The sequence below is a fragment of the Pseudanabaena sp. SR411 genome (genome assembly GCF_002251945.1).
In the GTDB taxonomy this organism is placed as follows: domain Bacteria; phylum Cyanobacteriota; class Cyanobacteriia; order Pseudanabaenales; family Pseudanabaenaceae; genus Pseudanabaena.
This window is the reverse complement of sequence record NZ_NDHW01000115.1, coordinates 38491-60585: the sequence shown is the minus strand read 5'-3', so window position 1 is coordinate 60585 and position 22095 is coordinate 38491. Positions and strand designations below refer to the sequence as shown.

General features: G+C 43.2%; 18 protein-coding genes and 3 pseudogenes. 9 read left to right on the top strand and 12 right to left on the bottom strand.

From position 1 onward, the window contains the following. Positions 1-3915, bottom strand: a complete 3915-nt coding sequence (locus tag B9G53_RS12065; protein ID WP_094532549.1) for a hydantoinase B/oxoprolinase family protein — start codon at positions 3913-3915, stop codon at positions 1-3. 261 nt (positions 3916-4176) lie between these two features. Between B9G53_RS12065 and B9G53_RS12060 the strand changes: the two genes are divergently transcribed. Continuing rightward, positions 4177-4776 carry a heme-binding protein gene (locus B9G53_RS12060; protein ID WP_094532546.1) on the top strand — a complete coding sequence of 200 codons (600 nt, stop codon included), beginning with the start codon at positions 4177-4179 and terminating at the stop codon, positions 4774-4776. Positions 4777-4965: 189 nt separating this feature from the next. Here the strand turns inward: B9G53_RS12060 and B9G53_RS12055 are convergent, their stop codons facing one another. From B9G53_RS12055 to B9G53_RS12040, 4 genes are all read right to left on the bottom strand, one after another. Then, a complete protein-coding gene (locus B9G53_RS12055; protein ID WP_094532543.1) occupies positions 4966-5910 on the bottom strand; it encodes an aldo/keto reductase in 945 nt (314 codons plus the stop codon). Positions 5911-6176: 266 nt separating this feature from the next. Then, positions 6177-7274 carry a glycosyltransferase family 4 protein gene (locus B9G53_RS12050; RefSeq protein ID WP_094532540.1) on the bottom strand — a complete coding sequence of 366 codons (1098 nt, stop codon included), beginning with the start codon at positions 7272-7274 and terminating at the stop codon, positions 6177-6179. A gap of 54 nt (positions 7275-7328) precedes the next feature. Then, positions 7329-8456: a geranylgeranyl reductase family protein gene (locus tag B9G53_RS12045; RefSeq protein WP_094532537.1), complete on the bottom strand. Its 1128-nt coding sequence runs from the start codon at positions 8454-8456 to the stop codon at positions 7329-7331. 230 nt (positions 8457-8686) lie between these two features. After that, entirely contained in the window at positions 8687-9226 is a 540-nt protein-coding gene (locus tag B9G53_RS12040) for a pentapeptide repeat-containing protein (protein WP_094532533.1), read from the bottom strand. A 131-nt stretch (positions 9227-9357) separates the two neighbouring features. On the opposite strand from B9G53_RS12040, the gene B9G53_RS12035 reads away from it, so the two are divergent. The 7 genes and pseudogenes from B9G53_RS12035 to B9G53_RS28490 all read left to right on the top strand — a co-directional run. Then, on the top strand, positions 9358-12222 hold the full coding sequence (locus tag B9G53_RS12035) for a HEAT repeat domain-containing protein (protein ID WP_094532530.1): 2865 nt from the start codon (positions 9358-9360) through the stop codon (positions 12220-12222). A 32-nt stretch (positions 12223-12254) separates the two neighbouring features. Further along, positions 12255-12629 (top strand): hypothetical protein, encoded by a 375-nt coding sequence (locus B9G53_RS12030; RefSeq protein WP_094532527.1) that lies wholly within the window; start codon positions 12255-12257, stop codon positions 12627-12629. Between the two features lie 37 nt (positions 12630-12666). Continuing rightward, positions 12667-12876: pseudogene (gene tumA, locus B9G53_RS29035) on the top strand (antitoxin TumA); the annotation flags it as partial. An 87-nt stretch (positions 12877-12963) separates the two neighbouring features. Further along, positions 12964-13077 (top strand): annotated as a pseudogene (locus B9G53_RS29030) (DUF2281 domain-containing protein); the annotation flags it as partial. 26 nt (positions 13078-13103) lie between these two features. Next, on the top strand, positions 13104-13397 hold the full coding sequence (locus tag B9G53_RS12015; RefSeq protein WP_055075740.1) for a DUF433 domain-containing protein: 294 nt from the start codon (positions 13104-13106) through the stop codon (positions 13395-13397). Further along, positions 13394-13738, top strand: coding sequence for a DUF5615 family PIN-like protein (locus tag B9G53_RS12010; protein WP_094532524.1), 345 nt, complete (start codon positions 13394-13396; stop codon positions 13736-13738). The genes B9G53_RS12015 and B9G53_RS12010 overlap by 4 nt, the downstream gene beginning before the upstream one ends. Positions 13739-13792: 54 nt before the next feature. Continuing rightward, positions 13793-14230, top strand: a pseudogene (locus B9G53_RS28490) (XisI protein); the annotation flags it as partial. Between the two features lie 32 nt (positions 14231-14262). On the opposite strand, the gene B9G53_RS11995 reads toward B9G53_RS28490, so the two are convergent. The 7 genes from B9G53_RS11995 to B9G53_RS11965 all read right to left on the bottom strand — a co-directional run bounded on the left by B9G53_RS11995 (position 14263) and on the right by B9G53_RS11965 (position 19447). After that, a complete protein-coding gene (locus B9G53_RS11995) occupies positions 14263-14508 on the bottom strand; it encodes a hypothetical protein (RefSeq protein ID WP_176453189.1) in 246 nt (81 codons plus the stop codon). A gap of 148 nt (positions 14509-14656) precedes the next feature. Continuing rightward, on the bottom strand, positions 14657-16138 hold the full coding sequence (locus B9G53_RS11990) for a cobyric acid synthase (RefSeq protein ID WP_094532521.1): 1482 nt from the start codon (positions 16136-16138) through the stop codon (positions 14657-14659). A 211-nt stretch (positions 16139-16349) separates the two neighbouring features. Beyond that, positions 16350-17225 carry a DUF4388 domain-containing protein gene (locus tag B9G53_RS11985; RefSeq protein ID WP_094532518.1) on the bottom strand — a complete coding sequence of 292 codons (876 nt, stop codon included), beginning with the start codon at positions 17223-17225 and terminating at the stop codon, positions 16350-16352. Positions 17226-17322: 97 nt separating this feature from the next. Next, positions 17323-17862 carry an ATP/GTP-binding protein gene (locus B9G53_RS11980; RefSeq protein ID WP_094532515.1) on the bottom strand — a complete coding sequence of 180 codons (540 nt, stop codon included), beginning with the start codon at positions 17860-17862 and terminating at the stop codon, positions 17323-17325. 91 nt (positions 17863-17953) lie between these two features. Further along, positions 17954-18325 (bottom strand): roadblock/LC7 domain-containing protein, encoded by a 372-nt coding sequence (locus B9G53_RS11975; protein WP_094532512.1) that lies wholly within the window; start codon positions 18323-18325, stop codon positions 17954-17956. A gap of 74 nt (positions 18326-18399) precedes the next feature. Then, the gene (locus B9G53_RS11970; protein WP_094532509.1) at positions 18400-18858 is read right to left on the bottom strand and encodes a hypothetical protein; all 459 of its coding nucleotides are present in this window, start codon (positions 18856-18858) and stop codon (positions 18400-18402) included. Between the two features lie 31 nt (positions 18859-18889). Further along, positions 18890-19447, bottom strand: coding sequence for a protoglobin domain-containing protein (locus B9G53_RS11965; protein ID WP_094532506.1), 558 nt, complete (start codon positions 19445-19447; stop codon positions 18890-18892). Between the two features lie 437 nt (positions 19448-19884). Here B9G53_RS11965 and B9G53_RS11960 point away from each other — a divergent pair, with 437 nt between their 5' ends. Beyond that, the gene (locus B9G53_RS11960) at positions 19885-22053 is read left to right on the top strand and encodes an NACHT domain-containing NTPase (RefSeq protein ID WP_094532503.1); all 2169 of its coding nucleotides are present in this window, start codon (positions 19885-19887) and stop codon (positions 22051-22053) included. Positions 22054-22095: the final 42 nt, after the last annotated feature.

Here is a 22095-nt window from a genome sequence, read left to right as displayed (position 1 = left end):
TCAGCCATAACCTCCCCCAGCAGGAGTCTCAATCACAAAAGTATCACCCCTTTCCATTTGCACTGTAGCTGTGCTAGGTAAATCAGCGATCTCACCATCATTTCTAATCACATAATTTCGTCCAATTGCACCTGACTCACCACCATTTAACCCGAATGGAGGAATAACACGACTACTCGACAAAATCGCCGCAGTCATTGGTTCGAGGAACTTGATGCGTCGAGTAACACCATTGCCGCCTTGATGCTTGCCATTGCCGCCACTATTTTCTCGAATCGAAAACTCTTCCAAAAGTACAGGAAATCGCCATTCCAGAATCTCAGGATCGGTCAGTCGAGAATTAGTCATGTGGGTTTGAATGGCATCCGTACCATTAAAATCAATCCCTGCACCCGATCCACCACAAATCGTTTCATAGTACTGATAGCGATCGCTACCAAAGGTGAAGTTATTCATCGTTCCCTGTGAGGCTGCCATCACGCCCAATGCCCCATACAAAGCATTGGCGATCGCCTGAGATGTCTCCACATTTCCCGCCACCACCGCCGCAGGATAGACAGGATTGAGCATCGAGCCTTCAGGGACAATAATTTCTAACGGAACAAGGCAACCTGCATTAAGGGGAATCTCATCATCAACGAGGGTGCGAAATACATAGAGAACTACGGCTTTACAGACAGCTAAAGGTGCATTAAAGTTATTCCCTAATTGCGCCGAAGTTCCCGTAAAGTCAATCTTTGCTGTTCTTGCGTTCGCATCCAAACTCACCGATACCACTATCTGACTTCCATTGTCGATAGGATAAATAAACTTCCGTTCATCTTTTTCTTTTTCCCCTTTTCCTGTTTCCGTGACCAAATTAGCGATCGCTTTCCGAATCGCTAACTCGGCATTGTCTCGCACATGGCGCATATAGTTCTGCACAGTTAACGCGCCATAACTAGCAACCATACGCTGAAGTTCTTTTGCACCACATTCATTCGCTGCAATTTGGGCTTGCAAGTCTGCAATGTTTTGGGCGGGGTTACGCGCTGGATATTGACTAGAAGTTAATAAGGCAAGTGTTTCTGCTTCGCAAAATTTGCCCTGCTTAACAAGCTGAAAATTGTTAAAGAGTATTCCTTCTTCTTCGATACTCGTACTATGTGAAGGCATTGAACCGGGGGTAATGCCACCAATATCCGCATGGTGTCCGCGTGAAGCAACATAGAAAATCGGCTGTTCAGAATCAATAAATACAGGCGTAATTACCGTGATATCAGGGAGATGCGTACCACCGTTATAGGGATTATTCGTGGCGAAGACATCCCCAAAATGGATATCGTCTTGGCGATCGCTAATCAGAGCTTTTACACTTTCACCCATTGAGCCAAGATGTACAGGAATATGCGGTGCATTAGCAACCAGTTCACCATCACAGTCAAAGATGGCACAGGAGAAATCTAATCTCTCGCGAATATTGACGCTAGCACTAGTATTTTGCAGCGTAAATCCCATTTGTTCAGCGATCGATTGAAAGAGATTATTAAAGATTTCCAATTTAATCGGATCAGGAACAGATCCCCCTAAATCCCATTTGTAAAGGGGGACTGCATTCTCTTCTCCCCCCTTTATAAGGGGGGCTGGGGGGGATCTGTCTTCGGCTTTAGATAGAGAACCCCCTAAATCCCCCTTGTAAAGGGGGACTTGAAGAGAATCTTCTCCCCCTTTTACAAGGGGGGCTGGGGGGGATCTTCTCAAGATCAAACAATTATCCTCATTTAACTCTGCTTCCCAATTAGGATCGATCGCATTAGTTCCCGTCGCATCGATAATTAAAGCCGCTCCCTGAATGCGATCTCCTACCTGCAAATCCTCTCGCCGCAAGATGGGAGTTTCTCGCCATGCGCCTGCCATGTAGATTTGTACTTTTGGGCTATTAGCTGTTAGCTGTTGGCTATTAGCTTTTTTCCTTTTTCCTTTTTCCTTTTTCCTTGAAATAATGACTTCTACAGCGATCGCTTCCACCATCAGCACTTTATCCGCAAAAATGAAACCATAGCGATCTTTATGCAATGTTTCAAAACTGGTTCGCAAGTAGTCTACTGTAGCTTGTGAATAGAATCTGAGAGGCTCTGTAATTGCTACTGTTAGCGATGAATCTGTACCAGCGTAACGCAATCGCAAACTAGTTTCGATATGTAAATCACCATCCACATTACCTTGCAAAATCTCAGACTTGCCATCTTCGCTTAGGTTTTTGGCAATAGTTTCTAGTTCGGCAAGCAATTCTAAATTTAGTTCTGACTCCACTGTGCGATCGCGGATGGTGCGAATATCTGCTAATCCAATACCATAGGCGGATAAAACCCCTGCATAGGGATGAATGAATACTTGGGTCATACCTAAGACATCAGCGATCGCGCAGGCGTGCTGACCACCCGCACCACCAAAGCAACAAAGGACATATTCAGTAACATCATAACCACGCTGTACTGATATTTTTTTAATCGCCATTGCCATTTTTTCCACCGCAATTTCCAAAAAGCCTTGGGCAACGACTTCAGGAGTAACAGCTTGTCCTGTTGCTTGGCTGATGGATTGCGCTAATTCCGTAAACTTCTCAATTACAACTGCGCGATCGAGTGGTAAATCCCCATTCTTACCAAATACTTTAGGAAAGAACTCAGGCTGTAATTTGCCGAGCATGACATTGCAATCGGTCACAGCTAAATTACCACCATTGCGATAACAGGCGGGACCGGGAAAAGCCCCTGCGGATTCGGGACCAACGCGATATCTCGCTCCATCAAAAAATAGTAAGGAGCCACCACCAGCCGCCACCGTATGAATGGACATCATGGGCGTACTTAGCCTGATGCCAGCGACTTCTGTAGATAGCGATCGCTCATAACTCCCTGCATAATGGGCTACATCTGTGGAAGTTCCTCCCATATCGAAGCTAATAATTTTCGCGAAACCTGCTTGCAAACTGGTCTGTACCGCACCGACGATGCCCCCTGCGGGACCCGATAGAATACTGTTTTTGCCTTGAAAAGATGCGGCTTCCGTCAGTCCACCATTGGACTGCATAAACATTAATTTTGCAGACTGAACCCCATCTCCTGCGGGAGAGGCGCTAGGGGTGAGGGTCTGAGATTTTGCAGTCTTATCCCCAACTCCTGCTAGAGAGGCGCTAGGGGTAAGAGCCTGATTAAGTTGGGAACTCACCCGAGCCACATAGCGCTTAAGAATTGGTGATAGATAGGCATCGACAACCGTAGTATCACCACGGCTCACAAATTTGATCAGAGAGCTAATTTTATGGGATATGGAAATCTGCGTGAAACCGATTTGCTGAGCTAATTCGGCTAATTTTTGCTCATGCTGAGGATAGCGATAGCTATGCATTAAAGCGATCGCACAAGCCCTAATTCCTAAATCATAAGCCTTTTGTAATTCTCTGATCGCCAAATCCTCATTTAAAGAAATGAGAACTTCTCCATGGGCGCTATAGCGTTCCTCAATCTCGATCACTTGCTCATAGAGCATTTCGGGCAAAACGATATGTCTAGCAAAAATATTGGGGCGATGCTGATAACCAATGCGTAATGCATCTCTAAACCCTTTAGTAATCAATAAAACTGTGCGATCGCCTTTGCGTTCTAATAGGGCATTAGTTGCCACTGTCGTTCCCATTTTAATTGCAGCAATTTGCTCTATGGGAATAGGTTCAGTTTGAGGAATACCAAGAATATCGCGAATCCCCTGTATCGGTGCATCGCTATAGCGATCGGGATTCTCAGATAGCAGTTTATGAATCAGGATTTCACCATCAGGATTTTGCGCGACAATATCAGTAAATGTGCCACCGCGATCGATCCAGAACTGCCACTTATTATTGTCTTGGCTCACTTTCACTGAACTCTCAATCATTGTTATCTACATATTCAAGACTTATCAGTATTTATAGCACTTTGCTTTATCTCAAAAACCAAAAGATAAGTGGCAGTGCTTCGCACTTTGCTTTATCTTTTGGTTTTTGCGTAATTTAAAGAGGATTTGGAGACCAAATCCCTACATTTTAATAAGCATAGGGGCTTGGAGACCAAGCCCCTATGCTTATTAAGCACAGCGCAAAGCGCCATAATTTATTGGTTTAAACATTGTCTCAGAAATACCTCTTACAATAGGAATATGAAACTTTCTACATTGCTCATCCTTGTTGGTGCGATCGCCCTTCCTATTGCATTCTTTGCCGTAAAAAAAGCTATGTCTGCTCCTCTACCCGTTGGTTTTCCAACACCTACTCCCCACGACACCATTGAAGTTAAGCAATATCCTGCCTATCGCTCAGGTACTTACACCTATGAAGGCAACCTTAGTGATGCTACCAGTTATTCCTTTAACCCGTTATTTCGCCATATCAGCAGTAACAATATTTCCATGACTGCTCCTGTCGAGGCTCGATACCCGATCGCAACCATCGATCAGCCCATGCAACAGGGCAAAGCTAAAGTTTCTTTTTTGTACAACAATAGCGAGATCAAGCCACAGCAAATATCTCCTGATATTCAAGTAGAAGACCATCCGCCGATGCTCGTTATCAGCTTAGGAATACAGGGAGCCTATGGCTATGGTAGTTATCCCGAACATATTGAGAGGTTAAAGCAATGGCTAGCTAACCATCCAGAATATGAAATTATCGGCGAGCCAAGAGAATTTCTCTACGACTCTCCCTATACGCCATCTCCGTTAAAGCGTCGCGAAGTCCAAATTCCCATTCGCAAGCGATAATGAATCCTCAAGAAGTGCCGCGCACAGTGCGGCACTTCTTGAGAACCAAGGACTCAAGTTCTTGGCTAAAAGCTCAAGTCCACTGAAGTGGACTACAGAATATTTCCAGCAACCCGTTCCAACGGGTTTGAGCTTTTAGCCCGCACTTGAGTGCAGGGCTACTGCATAAGTCCTTTAAATAATTAAGAACTATATTTTTGGAGCTTTGAGGCGAAGTAGTTCTACCTCTTCAGGGGTTAATGACCAACCCAAAGCACCAGCATTTTGTTTAGCTTGATTGGCATTTTTCGCCCCAGGGATGGGGATGATATTGCCTTGAGCAACTAGCCAATTTAAAGAAACCTGAGCCATTGTCTTATCATATTTCTCAGATAGATCTTTTAGCGTTGAGAATAGAGGCTCTAACTTTTGTAAGCCCTTAGGACTAAAGCGAGGATCAATGCGCCGCGCACCTTGAAGAGTTTTTACAGACTCTGGCGTGTATTTCCCCGTCAATAAACCTTGAGCAAGGGGACTATAGGCAAGAATCGTCACTCCCAATTGTCTCGCCTTTTCAAGAGTTCCATTCTGTTCAATTTGTCTAGTTAATAAAGAGTAAGGAACTTGATTCACAGCTAACGGAATTCCCTTTTCGGCAAGATATTGATGGGCTAGCGCCATTTGAGCCGCAGAATAATTGCTGACTCCCACCGATTGAATCCGTCCTTTTTTCACTTCTTCTGCAAGAACTTCCATAAAGTCTTTCGTCTTGAGTAGAAATTCTAAAGGCCAGTGAATTTGATAGAGACTAATTTGCTCTGTTTGCAAACGCTCCAGACTAGCAGTTAGGGCATCTGCGATCGCCGATCTCTGCCAACGCCAAGGTAATGGGAAATATTTAGTGGCAATCTGCACTGGTTGGGAAGTTTGCTTGCAAAACTTCCCAATTAAGCGTTCTGACTCACCCAATCCATAGACTTCAGCAGTATCAAAAAATGTGATGCCTGCATCAACAGAAGCTTGAAATGCTTCCGCTACATCTTTTGCCCCAAAGTCCTTGCCGTAAGCCCAAAACAGGGTGTCACCCCATGCCCATGTTCCCACACCTAGCGCAGTTACAGTTGGACCATTGGAGCCGAGCTTAATAGTTTGCATATGTCTTTGATTAAAGATTCAACTTTTCTAAATAATTACTGATGTTACGTGGAAGAAATTCTTGCGATGGCGTAAGTCTAGGGCTGGCACGGGGGCGCAGCCCCTACAAGATCTAAAATTTACAGGTAGGGGCAATCTCCCCGTGGTTGCCCTGTTATGCTAGCAGCAAGAGGTTCATTATCTGAGTTCCAAGTAACATCAGTAATTATAACAATCATCACCAAAAGGATGGCGGCGCGAAGCGCCGCCATCCTCTTTTGGCTTTTTTAGATAATTCGAGTCTTGCCATAGCTTGAGATCAGTTTTTCAAACCATTTTTCTAGGCGATCGCCCCATACTTCTAGAGAATATTCGGCTTCTACTTGTTGACGACAGGTAAAGCGATCAATTTGATCTAATTGGGAAACAGCCTCAATCAGTCCTGAGACATTTCCCATTTCTACGAGAAATCCTGTCTTACCATGCCGAACGATCTCCGTAAGTCCGCCAGAATTGTAGGAAATCACGGGTACACCACAGGCAAAAGCCTCGATCGCCGCATTCCCAAAAGCCTCAACCCAACGGGGTGTCATTAATAAGGCGCTACATTGTCCTAGTTTTTGCTGTAACTCACTAGTAGATAGAAATCCTTCGTAATGAATTTCCGCTTTCGAGAAAAAAGTTTGAATCTGTTGCCAATAGGCTTGATCTTGGATTAATCCAAATACATGTAAAGGTAGTCCTGTAGTTTGAGCGGCTTTAGCAGCATCTTCTAAACCCTTTTCGGGAGAAATACGCCCGACCCATGCAAGACTTGGTTTCTCTGGCTTAGCCACAAAATTATATTGGGTCAAGTCAATGCCTTTACCCATAATCATCAAGCGATCGCCATGACTAAAGGTATCTGCGCAGGCGCGAGTATTCACAGCGATCGCATCAGGGCAAAGCGCGGAAGTTTTCGATACCATCGTATCCATCACAGGCGAGAGCGACGACATGCTGATCCAATGGGCGATCGGGCGGCGAAAAAATGGTGTGAGGTACAGAGGTAGCCAATCATAGGCAAAGTTAAACAACAAATCAAACTGATCCTGTGATTCCCTCGCATAGCTCCACATATTTTCGAGAACCGAGTTTTGAGGAAGGACAACCATATCAGCGCCCACTTGAGTTTGGGCTGAAGTTTGGATGGTTCCTGCTATTTGAGTCAGTTTAGTGACATTGGTAACGGAACCTTCAGGCGCGACGATTTCCACTTCATGCCCTTTAGCCATTAAAGCTTTCGCCGCATTTTGCAATGTCAATTCCACGCCCCCACCGATCCCCGATCCCAAGGCTCCCACAGGAGTAGATAGAAATAGCAATCGATAATTTTTTTTAGTCATATTTTTTTTGGGAAATTTGCGATTAAAGAAGAGGTGGCACTGCCACCTCTTCTTTTACTTCATGCCCATTAGTCCCTTAGTCAGGCGCTTAATGGCGGCTCCTGCCACATCCCGATATCGCATCTCACCACAGAGAATCTTGCCCATGCGCTGACTGGCACTAGGACGCTTCACTCCCATCTTGTAGCCAAAGCTAGGAATGCGATAGAAAATATTGGCAATACGTTGCGCCCATACCATGTCTTCACCCCATTCTTCTTGGACTCTGAGGGTATATTGCTTGAGCGCATCAGTGTTACCACCGATCGCTTCATCGATCGCTTGACCTGCAAACATGCCAGTTAAGAGTGAAGGACGGATGCCCTCAGCCGTGAATGGGTCAACGATACAAGCCGATTCACCTGTGAGTAGCGCATTTTGCGTATGCAGTGGTTGGTGACCATCCCATAGGCAAATGGGATGTCCGAATTGCTTCATGGAAGTGACGTTAATTCCAAATTCCTGAGCATATTTCGCGGCAATCTCCTTGAGATTTTGCTTTTCGCCACCGATAAATGTTCCTGCTCCGATGGAATAACCGTCAGCTTTTGGGAAGTTCCAAATATATCCATTTTGAACAGAGCCAAAATCAAAGTGAGCGGCACTAACATCTGGTGCAGGGTGTGGTGCTTCAACTTCGAGAGCTGCTCCCATACGACGCTTGCGCTCTTTAAATCCTAACCATTTTGCCATGGAGCCTTTTGCCCCATCAGCGGCGATCACATATTTGGCTTCAAATACATCATTTTCGGTTTTGACTAACCAGCGATCGCTTTTCCACTCAATACCCGTAACGCCAGTATTATCACGAAGTTCTACGCCTAGTTTTTGGGCTTGCTGCACAAGGTAATGATCAAAAACATCACGGCGCACCATCCAGACAGGTTCTTTGGTTTCGAGGGCGACGAGTTCAGGATCGCCCATTTGCCATGTGTAGCGAATTTGTTGGACTGTCAGAGAAACTGCTGGCGAAAAGTCAAAGTCAAACCACTCTTGTACCATCGGCGAAACGCCACCACCACAAGGCTTGTAGCGAGGCAGGCTCTCTTTTTCGAGTAGCAAAACCGATCGTCCTCGTTTTGCCAAATGATAGGATGCTGAACCACCAGATGGACCTGCTCCCACAACAATGCAGTCGTACATAAGCAAAAATTTTTAGGTAAATGTACAAGAAAATCCCTTAGATTCTACCCCTAAAAAGTAAAGTAACGTGCGATCGCCTTTTGTCTTAAGCATGTAAGCAAAAGAAAATTATCAATGTCCAGATCCTCGACTTTTTTGGTGAATTTACAAATTGACTTTGCTTGCTTAGAAAAAGTTGGGGTTCTTAACCTGTGCTGCTTAAGAAGCTTGAGGGATTATGATGCGTCAGTTTAGGAATGCGATCGCCCGTCAGTTTCCTGAATTTGCATACCTGCAATAACGGGATCAAAGCCAATAGGAAAATTTGTGCTGACACTATATTTTGCTTGTGTAAACTTGGCTTCTGTAATTACTGCTTCTGACAAGTCCGCACTACTTAGATTTGCGTCGCTTAAGTCAGCTTGCCGAAGTCTTGCCTGTGTCAAATTTGCACCGATTAGAATTGCTCCATTTAGAGAAGCTTTTAGTAAGATCGCCTTTTTGAGAATTCCTCCAGTTATTAATGAACGACTGAGATTTGCACCTGTTAAGTTTGCTTGACTTAGTTCAACCCGATTCAATATTGCGGTTGATAGGTCTGCTTGAAATAAAATTGCTTTGTTTAAATCTGTACCTGTAAGGTCGGCTTTTCTTAGGTTAGCTCTACTCAAGTTAATCTCTTTTAAAACCAATCCACTTAAGTTAGCGCCATCTAGATTGGAGCCTTCAAAGTTTCGTTCACCTTGGTTGTAATGCTCTAGCAATTGTTCAGCGCTATTTACCCTTGTCATGTTGCCAATACCTAGATTATTTATGCTTAAGTGACACTAGCGATCGCCTTGAATTATAGCGGTTTTCTAAATTTCCCTGATATATTTATAGTCAATATTTCGCAACCACAGTCTAGGAAAAGATTTACGGCATGGGTGTAGAGATTAGTTTTGATGCTTATTTAAGGTCAGTGGTGAGTGCTTATCAACAATGGTGGCGCTTGTATACGCTAACGGATGCGACGGGTCAGGAATCGCAAGGGGTGGAGCGTGAGCAGATTTCACCTGCTTTTTTTGATTTTGGCTTAATGGTACAGACGGTAGACAAGGAAAAAGTAGAAAGGCAAAAGGAAAAAGAGGAAGCGGAAAAGGAAAAAATTGAGCGGTTGCCTGTTCTGGAGGGGATCTGTAAGTATGCGGCGGATCATGTGTTGCTAGTGGGTAGACCAGGGTCGGGGAAGTCTACGGCTTTGGCTCGGTTGTTGTTGCAGGAGGCGGAAAATGCGCTAAGCGATCGCAACGCGAAAATTCCTGTGTTGGTGGAGTTGCGGTATTTGCCCTCGGAGGCGAATGAGTCGTCTGTATGCGATCGCATTCTTGCCTTTATTCACAAACATGATCCTGCTTTGGATATCGATGAGGCGGGGATTAAGCAGCTATTGCGTCAGGGGCGGTTGTTGCTGTTGGTGGATGGGGTGAATGAGTTGCCATCGGATCGCGGTCGCGTCATGGTAAATCAATTTAGGGAGCTTTATCAGAAAACTTGTCCGATGATCTTTACGACGCGGGAGTTGAGTGCGGGTGGGGATTTGGGGATTGCGAAGCGGTTAGAGATGCAGCCTTTGACGGAGCCGCAGATGCAGCAGTTTGTGATGGCGTATTTGCCGACGCAGGGGGAGAAGTTGTTGCAGCAGTTGTCGGGACGGTTGCGGGAGTTTGGGCAAACGCCTTTGTTGTTATGGATGCTTTGTTCGTTGTTTCAGCAGTCTGAGCAGATTCCACCGAATTTGGGTATGGTGTTTCGTGCTTTTACGGTGGGCTATGGGGGCAGGATTAAGCAGGATGTGACGCTATCGAAGGATTCGCGGGCATGGTGGGGGCGGTTGTTGCAGTATCTAGCTTTTAAGATGACTTGCGGCGAAAATCTAACGGAATTGCAGGTGGCGATTTCGCGGCGGGAGGCGGAGCAGATTTTGGTGGAGTTTTTGCGGGGGAAGGTGAAATATGCGGATGATTGTGCGGTGCGGTGGTTGGAGGATTTGCTGAAGCATCATTTGATTCAGATTAGCAATGACCGCATTGAGTTTCGGCATCAGTTGATTCAGGAATATTATGCGGCGGAGTGGTTGTTGGAGCTGTTGCCGAGTTTGAGTGATGCGCGGTTACAGCATGACTATCTCAATTATTTGAAATGGACGGAACCTTTGGCGTTGATGTTGGAGTTGGTGGAGAGTGAGGAGCAGGCGGTGCGGGTGGTAAGACTAGCGCTAGAGGTGGATTTGCGGTTGGGGGCGAGGTTGGCTGGGGCGGTGAAGTATGGGTTTCAGGAGAAGACGGTTGGGTTGTTGATTCGGGAAATAGAAGAACGGAAAATTCCTCAGCTATATGCGAACGAACTTTTAGGGGAAACACAATCAGACTTTGTAGTTGAAATACTTATCGCTGCTCTTAAAGATGCAGATTATTATGTGCGAAGGACAGCAGCAGAGGTATTAGGCAATATTGGTAGTAATAAGGTAGTTGAACTACTTGTCGCTGCTCTTAAAGATACAGATGTGAAAAGGATAGCAGGAGAGATATTAGGCAATATTGGCAGTGATAAGGCTGTTGAACCACTAATCACTGCTCTTAAAGGTGTAGATAAGTATCTGCAAAGGATGGCAGCAGAGTCATTAGGCAATATTGGCAGTGATAAGGCTGTTGAACCACTAATCACTGCTCTTACAAATAGAGACGGAGATGTAAGAAGGATAGCAGGAAAGGCATTAATTAAGATTGGCAGTGATAAAGCAGTTGAACTACTCATCGCTGCTCTTAAAAATGCAGATGAAGATGTGCGAATGACAGCAGTAGCAGTATTAGGCAATATTGGCAGTGATAAGGCTGTTGAACCATTAATCACTGCTCTTAAAGGTGCAGATAAATACCTGCAAAGGATGGCAGCAGAGTCATTAGGCAATATTGGCAGTGATAAAGTAGTTGAAGCACTCATCACTATTCTTAAAATAGATGTAGATGTAGATGTAGATGTAAAAAGGATAGCAGGAGAGATATTAGGCAATATTGGCAGTGATAAAGTAGTTGAAGTACTCATCACTATTCTTAAAGATGCAAATGTAGATGTAGATGTGAAAATGATAGCAACAGTGGCATTAATTAATATTGATCTTAAAGATGCTGATGTGCAAAAGACAGCAGTAGAGTCATTAGGCAATATTGGTAGTAATAAGCCAGTTGAACCACTCATTGCTGCTCTTCAAAATGCAGATGTAGGTGTGCGAAAGACAGCAGCAGAGTCATTAGGTAATATTGGTAGTAATCAGCCAGTTGAGCCACTCATCGCTGCTCTTAAAGATGCAGATGCAGGTGTGCGAAAGACAGTAGCGGATGCATTAATCAAGATTGGCAGTAATAAAGCAGTTGAACCACTCATCGCTGCTCTTCAAAATGCAGATGCAGATGTGCGAAGGTTAGCAGCAAAAGTGTTAAGTAAGAATGCTCAATCCGATCGCAACTTATCCACCCTCACCCAACAACTCCCCCATCTCTTCACCCTCATCCCCACAGAATCCAGCCAAGCAGCCCTCTCAGTCATCACCGCCATCCAAGCCCGATGCAAATACTACAACTACGACATAGCCCAAACACCCTTACCCCCCGAAGATAACCCCAACCCCACCACAGGCAACACCTACATCTTCAACGACAAAGTAGACCAAGTAGTTGCTGGAAACCTAACAGTGCATGGTGATAATATTGCCACACAAAACAACCCAAAGACAGCACCTGAATCCTAACCAACCACCAAACATTACCCAATAAGAAAAATATGACCTTTAACTTCAACGCCCCCGTAGGACAAGTCATCGCAGGCGATCAAACCGTCACAGGCGACAACATCGGCACACAAAACAACTACTACGGCACAGACGACCCCAACACCCAACAACTAGCCAACGAACTCGTTGAAATCCTGCAAGGAATCGTCCCCCAAATCTCCGATCCCACCAGCGAAGCAGGCAAAGAAATCATCACCGCCGCCGCAATGGAAGAGATAGAAAACAAACCAACCCTTAAAGATCGCCTAGTTGCTGCATTTAAAGCAGGTGCATTTGAAGCCATCAAAAAAATTGCCAAAAATGATTTTGTTGAAGTCTTCCTTACCGCCTTCAAAGCAGGACTTGAAGCCAAACCTAAGAAGTAAAGTTTCAATCATTCAATAACAAATCACTTAAATAATTATGCCTAAACGAACCATTACCTATCTATCCCCACTCGATGCCCTCATCGCCGTTGCCAAAAGACTTAGCATCTACGAAAATCAACACAAACTCGAATCCGAAGAATTTTTCCATCAATATCGCCAAGGAAAAATATCAGATGAAATTGAATTTATCGAATGGGCAAACGACTATCAACACTATCTCGCCTTGCGTCAGGAAGTAGAACAAGATCAACGCCCTGAATGTATAGGCATGGGCGACAGTGGCATGAACAACCTATCCGAACGAGTTGACGAGCTACTTTATGCCGATCATCAAGCCCCATCTCCCATTAAAAAACGTCGAGTAGGTATATTAAAAGGTACATTCGTTTTGCCATTACCCGATGACTTTGATGAACCCCTAGAAGACTTTCAAGAATATTCATGACAGTTCAATTCAAATAGTAAATCATCATGAAAACCGCAACCATCTCCCGCCATGTCACCCGTAACCCTGAAATCCTCTCAGGCGAACCAATTATCGATGGAACCAGAACACCCGTTAGAGCGATCGTTGAAAACTGGCGCTTAGGAGTTAGACCAGAAGAGATTCCATTACACTTACCACATCTCAATCTCGCACAAATCTTTGATGCCCTTAGCTTTTACCTAGACAACCAAGCAGAAATCAACGAATACATCGAACGCAATCACGTCCCCGATGAGCTAGTGCATCCACTTATCAAAGCAAGATTAAATCAAAGATGACTATTTTTGCTCAAATTTACATCGATGAAGATGTGGATATTCTAGTTGCTACCCTACTCATCGCTAGAGGATTGGACGCAACCACAGCAAGACAGCAAAAAACTTTAGGCGAACTCGATCCCCAACAACTAGCATTTGCAGCATCAATGGGGCGTTGTATGCTAACCCACAACCGACTCGATTTTGAGAAACTACATACGAGTTATGTCTTGAATAACCAGACACATGCAGGAATCATCATCGCAAAACGGAGAAATCCCTATGAAATTGCTGAAAGGGTTGCCATGCTTCTTGACACCTTGACAGCCGATGAAATTGCAAATCAATTGCTTTACATTTGATCGGGATCAATTAAAGCTGATTGTCTATGAACCCATCCCTGAGGAGATAATCAAATGGATAAACTAGAAAATTACCGTCTATACATTCAAAATCTTCTGGAAAAGCATAGCCATTTTAAAACTCAAGACGATGTACAGAGTGAGTTGATTTTTGACACCGTGCGCGATCGTTATCAGTTAATGCGTATTGGCTGGAAAGGCTTGAAGCGTGTCTATCATACTGTTCTGCATTTTGGCATCAAAGATGGGAAGATCTGGCTACAGCAAAATATAGCAATGTAAGTTTTGCTTAGGACATAAAACCCAAAAGATGAGTGGCAGCGCTTCGCGCTGCCACTCATCTTTTGGGTTTTGATTTGTCCTAGCTATCTCTTACGTTGCTATACAACTGATATTGACGTGGGACAAGAGTTACTAGAATTCGGTATTCCCAAAGAAGACATAGTGCTGGGTTTACACCCTCCCTACAAAAGACCCTACACAGGCTATGGAAGCTTAAACATATGTCCAAACGAACCCATTACCTATATATCCTCGATGCCCTCATCGCCTTTGTCAAAAGACTTAGCCTCTACGAAAACCAATACAAATAGAAATCCACCCAAAGCCATCGCACCGTCAGGAACATCAGTTACCGCAACGAGATCCGCTTCTTCAACCCCATCAACCGCCCTAATCTGTTTCAGCAAATTACGAGCCGCCGCTTGTAAATCCTCAGCCTCTAGAGAGGAATCCGCTAACTCCAAGTTAACGCAAATCTTAGAATCCATAAAATTCATCGATTTTCTAACAATTTAATGAAATCTAGCTTGCCAGAAAAAATTTAAGTTATCCATGTTGAAGTATGGCTGTCGCCAATCAAAAGCCCAAAGATGAGGTATGGCGAGAAGCTCAGCACCTCATCTTTGGGCATACAATCTAGATATCTAGATAGCGACGAATTGGAGTCATATCTAGATGTGTTTCGATTAAATCTGCCATATGGTTATAAAGATTTTGCTGATGTTCTTGCCAAGACTGAGATGAAGATTGATGTTCAGAAATATTAGCCAGTTGAGTTAAAGCTTTGCGGACATTTGCTGATTCAAATAAACCATGTAAATAACTACCCCAGACCCGATCGCATTGCATTCCTTCATTACGAAACTCGCGATCGCCTTGCACTTGCAACAAAGGCTGGATTTGCGAAGATTCACTTCTATCAATTAATTTGGTAACGCCCATATGAATCTCATAGGTCATCCATTTATCGATAGATTGCGACCTTTGCCAAATCGCTTGTACCTGACGCACCTGTTTAGTTGCCATAAATTCGGTACTAATTGGTAATAGTCCCAAACCTTCTACTTCCCCTGACGAACCAGCCACACCTGCGCGATCGCATAGATATTTCCCTAACATCTGATAACCACCGCAAATCCCTACAATAGTTACACCGCAACGATGGGCTGTGAGAATTGCATCTGCTAGTCCTGTAGTTCGTAACCATTGCAGATCGCTAAGGGTGTTTTTGCTACCTGGGAGAATAATTATCTTCGCATTGTCTAAATCAGCAATAGTTTTCACCCAAACAGTTTCTATTCCTAAATCTAATTGCCAAGGCTGACTATCTTGGGAATTGGACAAATGGGGAAATCTAATCCATGCAATCTTTGCACCTTGCCCTTTAGCTTCGGCTTCGCTACATAGACTATCTTCGCTCTCAGGTTGCAAATCTGAAGCATAGGGAAGAACTCCTAAATAGGGAAGATTTGGTATGTGCTTATGGAAGTACTTTTCGGCATCACTAAACAATCTTAAATCACCACGAAATTTGTTGACAATAAAGCCTAATCCTAAATCCTTTGCAGTTTCGGGTAGAAGCTGATTTGTGCCAATTATCTGAGCAAATACACCACCCTTCTCAATGTCACCAACAAGAATCCAACGCCCTTGTAAATGGATGATTGGGCGTAAATTCACAAGATCGCGATGCATGAGATTGAGTTCTACGGGACTGCCCGCACCTTCTAGGAGCAAAACATCACAGCGATCGCGCCAATATTCGAGGGTGTCCCGCACAGTCTCCCAGAGGGTTTCGATATGCTGGTAATAATCAATTGCCGCAATATGTTGACGCGCTTCACCTAATAGAACTAGTTGTGAAGTTCCATTTCCTGATGGCTTTAACAGAATTGGATTCATTTCTACGATTGGACGCATCCCACAGGCGATCGCTTGGACAGCTTGCGCCCTTCCTATCTCTCCACCCTCCAAGGTGACATAGGAATTGTTCGACATGTTTTGGGCTTTAAATGGAGCGACTTTCACCCCATTGCGCCGCAGCCATGCTCCTAAAGCTGTGACCATCCAGCTTTTTCCAGCATTAGATGAAGTTCCTAAAACAGAGATGGCTTTCATAAATATCAAGCTAAGGTAATTCTTTTTTATTACTGATGTTACATGGAATGAAGATTGCCCTCACCCCCCACCCCCCTCTCCTCTCTGGGAGAGGGGGAGCAAAACCCAGAAAATTCTTGTTCCCCTCGCCCTTTGGGAGAGGCGCTAGGGGTGAGGGCAATCAGTTATAAGCAAGGGTGCGCCCCTGCGAGGCGCACCCTTGCTTATCTATTTAAGCTTTATGCTGCAAAAAACCAACTAAACTTTGTAAAAAAGTATTACTAATTGGTGGTCGCTCTGGAGCATTGCTGACCTGTCCATTAGTATCCCCAGCGATCGCAATAGTATTATCCGTATTATTAGATTTACTAGACATTTCCATATCAATATCAGGAACTTCCTCTACCAGTCCCACTACAATCAATCGAAATGCTATTTGTTGAGCCTTAGCGATCGGTAAACTAAGTTGTTCTGCCATTTTTTTGATGCTTGTGTAACCATCCGCCAGTGACCATACTTGCGTCTCATTATTATCCAAACGTAATGGAGATTGACCAGAAATAATATTGAATAAAGTCGAATTTGCTTCAGGTAACTTACTTTCGAGAATATTCCAATCCTTGAGACTGCGTAATCCCATTAGTGTCGTTTCCGTAGCAGGTAAACTTAAGCCTGTCATTTCCGCTTTAGGCAAATTTGCATTGGCATCAAAGCGAAATAAACCTGTCTCCACCTGAAAGAGAGCACAAACTTGTCGAAGTACTTGAACACTAAATAATAGTTTGAGTTGATCTGGCTGCAATATACCCAATGATTTTAGATTGAGTCCTAGAAGCGCATCCTCTTTGATCAAGCGTTCTAGTTCTACTCTTTGGGTGTCATTCAGCCAACCTCTTTGTTCAATCAATCGCACTAGTCCACGATTATCTAAGCGATCGCCTGCCGCGACAACTCTTCCATTTTGGAGCCAAATATGCCGTAAAAAAGGTTTTCCCGTCTGTACATTTTGGGGATCTCTAATCGTTAAGATGCCAGTTTTTTGTCCTTGATCCAAAAACTGAAATATCTCTGGGAGGGAAAACTCAGATAAAGAGCCTGTAATTGCCATAACTGTAAATTAGAGAGTAAATGCTTAGAGCTATAGTCTATGAAGATTTGGATTAACTTGTTTTTGGCTGTTATGTAGCTAGAATAAATAACTCAGATCAAGCAGCAGTCCTTTGCATATAGTATTGCACCAAAGCAACGATCGCCTGAATAACTGTATCGCGCTCATCTGCATTCAAAATGATGACTGGGGGTTGATTTTTCTCATCGACAAAACCCAAGGCAAGCTTGATATTTTCACTTGACCATGCACCCTCACAGTCCATGTGGGTAATCCCAATGATGTAAGGAATCTGCACCCGTCGATTCATATAACTCAGAATACGCCTTGCATAACGAAACTCATGGGGACGATGGGCGGCGACTAGGAGAATGAATGCATGGGCTTTGCGAATCAAAATATCCCACATAAAGTCAAATCTCTGTTGTCCGGGAGTTCCATAAATATGTAAAGCCATCTCAGGACCAAAGGTCAATCTACCAAAGTCCATCGCGACCGTAGTTTTATGTTTTATTTCTGCTGTTTCATCTGTGGCGCTGCGATCGGTATCAACAACATCGATTTCACTAACTGTCCGAATAAAAGTTGACTTCCCCGCCCCAACAGTGCCAGCTACAACCAAACGCATAATTTCCATAAATTTTTTTATTCTTTGCCTATAGCTACCTAATTCTGACACAATTTTCACGGACGCATAGCATCCGTGAAAATTCAACTAGAAAATTTAACTAGACAAGAGCCGCCTTCAGATCACCAGTCACTCGCTTGATCTCCAGCATCAACAAACCTTGCTTTGCAGCCTTGCTTGCTAATACCAACAGTACTGCTTCTTCGCCGCAACTGGTCAAGATGCCATAACCTTTGTCGCCTTCAACGAATAGGCGATCAATCCCACCTCTAGCTAGCTCATTACCAATGCGCTCACCAAGAGATAGCATTGCGGCTGACATCGCTGATACTCTCTCTTCGTCCATTCCACTTGGTAAAGTAGAAGCTAGAGGCAAACCATCGGGCGATACTAGGGCTGCTCCTTGGACATCACTGGTGCTGGTTACGAGATTTTGTAAAATACTTTCCAGCTTCGCAACGTTAATACCCATTATCTTTCTCCTTGTTTTGAATTTTGAATTATTTGTAGATTTAATTTTGTAGACTTAGTGAAAAGAGTATGCAGCTAACCGATAACCTCATACTCGATCACATCATGGGAACCGCCACGCAAAACAGATTCTGTTTGCTTACCACGCAGACGTTTTCCCTCAAGCTGCTCCAGCACACCTTGAATTGCTCCCAGTGTAAAAGTCAGTTTACGAGGGGAACCTTCGGTTTCACCAGCAGAGCAAATTGTTTCTCGACAGAAGACTTTGATTGATGCATCGGTTTCCTCAATATTGTCTACAATGCAAAGCCTAGTCCCATCTTTACCCAAAGCTTTTTGAAGAAGGAGAACAAGTTCGTCATGAGCAACATTTTTCCCTTTAACTCCAAGCTGTTCGGCAAGTTGCTTGCCGCGATTGCGACCTGCGGAGATCAGCGCGATCGCGGCGGCCTTTTCGCCTAGGGCTTCTTCAGTCCCAGTCACTACCGCTTTAAAACAAACAATACTACTAAATTCACCAAGTTCAGTACGCATAATAACCTCAATATTTTTTTAAATGGCATTCCTATTTCATGCCTGCTGCCCCCGTAGAGATCATACGCTTAAACAACCCTTCAGTCCAGCCAGTTTCCCTGAGAACAGCCTGTGAAGAAACTTCAACATAAGCTTGTTCAATGAAAGCAAGATCGATCATGCAGATTCTACCCAATGACTCCCGCAAGTCATCACTAAGCCCTGACGACTTAAGTTGTTTGCCAACTTCATTAACAACAGTTGCCATCGCAGGAACAACATGCTGTGGTCCGATCCCGATCTGCACATGCACTAATCCAATCCGCCAACGACGCGCAGCATAGGCGCTTCCCCAATTATCCATACCTGTAAACATTTCCCCAAACCACTCAATGAAGGTTTCATTTAAGCGGTGCATTCTTCCTTCCTTAGCATTAAGGATTTCATTCATTTCGGGATCGCGAGCAAGGTAGGCATAAAAGACTTCTGCCATTTGCAGTGCGATCGAGCTTCCCCATGCAGCATTTGCTTTGAGTATAGCTTTGTCAGAATCTGAGAAAGCTATACGTTTCTCCATCGTTGTCATGAACACTTGAGGATCGAGTACCATAGATGATTCACTCTTTAGGATAGTTAACTGAGAAACTTTTAGGAGAGATATTATCTAAACCTTAAATTATTGTTAATCAAAACAAGCGCGAAAACCTTTTTTAAGGTTCGCAGAATCATGAGGATTAATTATGATGCTTAACTTGCCCGTAGACTTCACCTAAATTAAGGTTTGTCATTTCCCCTTCCCGAAACTAATTATCACTCTAATATGGTTACTTATAAAATAAATGCAACATAAGGTAATAATAAAATTTATACCAAAAATGGCGTAGCCATTTGTAGCCACTTTATGTTTTGGAAAATCTTACTATGTATAGTTTTCAATTCGTAAAAGTGTCGTTATGTTTTTGTGAACTGGTATATTGTTGGATAGGAAATGAGGATCTGTTTAATATACAATTATATTGTTTGGGCGTTACTTGAGCGCATTTTAGAATGGCTGTAGATACAAAACAAGAGCAAAGCATTCGTGAAGTTGTTAATAGATTTGAAACATTATTGTCAGAATTTATTAACAATAAAAATGAGCGTAGGAATGAAATCGACCAAGTATATTTTAATCATGCGATTTCCAAGGCTGTGCTTCGTTATATCAAAAATTATGTAGAATCTTATACCGCTATTCAAGTAATTGGCACTCAAAGATCCACTTCTTTCGCTTCAATTTATATTGCTCAAAAACTTCAAGCCCATACTTCCATTCGTAGTTTTGAATCAGTGGATGATCTGGAGGAGGCATTTACTCGCGATCTCCAGAGAAGTGCATCCTGTAAAGGTCATAATTTGTTGGGTTTGAATATTGCCAATGAAGAAGAATATCTCATGGTATTGGGGCTACCTGCTTCTGGTAAAACCACTTATCTAAAACATATTGGATCTGAAGCTTTACGCTATCCTAAGGGTCGTTACAAGCACGATGTTGTACCTGTGTTTTTACAGCCCCATAAATTCTATCGTGATACCGATACTTTATTACAGGCGATCGCAGAAGAGTTTGAGAAATGTGGGTTTCCCATTCCACGCAAACTAGCGCTATGGATGTTAGAACAGGGCAAGTTAATAATTTTGATTGATGGACTGAATGAGTCCGCTCTATCTCATAATCAACTTTCCCATCTGATCAAAGAATTTGTAAACGCCTATCCACGTAATCGCTATATTGTTTCTAGTCGTTTAGATTCCTATGAAAATAGTTTTGGTCAATTTCTAGAAGTTGAACTTCAGCCTTGGGGGGATCTGCATGTGCAGGAATATATTCATAGGTGGTTTGCTCTCAATCAAGCTTTTAAGAATGAGTCTTCTCACGATGAAGCTAATAACAATGCCTCGGCAATGGCTCAAAGGTGTTGGGAGATTTTGCAGGTCAATATGATCGCTAGGGAATTAGCAAAATCACCGTTGAGTTTATCCCTGCTCTGCCTACTGTGCGATCGCCGTTATAGTTTACCCAGTAATGTTAGTGGACTTTATCAAAAAAGTATTCAGTTACTAATTGAAGAGCAGTTATTTAATCAACAGCTAGATAATATCGAGGATTGCAGCAGTCTTAGCGTTGTTGTTTTGGAACTAATACTGGCTAAAATTGCCTACAGAGGCTTTGAAATCTGCAAGCTAACATTACCTTTAGAGGTTGTGACAGTTTATATAGAAGACATGCTTACTAACTATTTTCAAGATCTTCAAGAACTATCCACTGATTTTGTGTTCAAGATTTTGAAGAAAATTGGAATTTGTAAAATTATTAATTCTGAAAGTGGAGCTAGTTTTAGCTTTACCCATATTAATTTTCAAGAATATTTTGTCGCTATATATATACACAAACATAATCAAACCAAAAATTCAGTTGTTAATCATCTTCACGATCGCCATTGGCAAAATGTTTTCCTTTTCCTAGCAGGAATGATGAGCGGTAATGTAGAGGAACTATTAATCGATATAGAGTTTCAGGCTGCTCAATATATTGATGCATCGAAACTAACTAATCTGCTAATTTGGTTAGAGAAAGTAGCTGTTAACTCTTCAGGTGACTTAAAGAACATATCCAAACGAATTGCGACATTGTTTCTTGCTCGTCCACGTTTTTTGACGGAGCTTGCACCTGCTCTAAGTTTGACAAGAATGTTGTTTTTGGCACGTAACCTCTATGGGATGTTTGATTCACCCCTAAATTTTGACAAGATTTTTGAGGCAGAACTCTCTCTGAGTCTTGCTCAAGCTCTAGATTTTGATAGTTCCACAGAACTTGATTTGGCGATGCAACTTTGTTCTAACTTAGAACAGTCTTTACTTAAGGTTGACTATGACCCAAGCCAAATTAACTTTAGAGCTTTGAGCGAAAACTTGAATGAGTTGTATACGCAAGCCCCTAGCTATGATCAACCCTTTGATGTGCGATTACAGTTTCGCAATCAGATTAGTCGCACTTGGTTGCAAACTCTATATCTTCCATTGGATTCCAATCAGCTTTCATATCAAGAAATCACAAACCTAGAGAACTATCTCTATGCAAATTTGTTAATGGTGCAATGTAAAAACGAGGCGATCGCTATTTCTCGAAAAACTTGGCAAGAGATTGAATCACGGATGCTAAGAATCACAAATTAAATAGAACTCATTATTGTTGAGGTGAGCAAAATCTATCTCAAC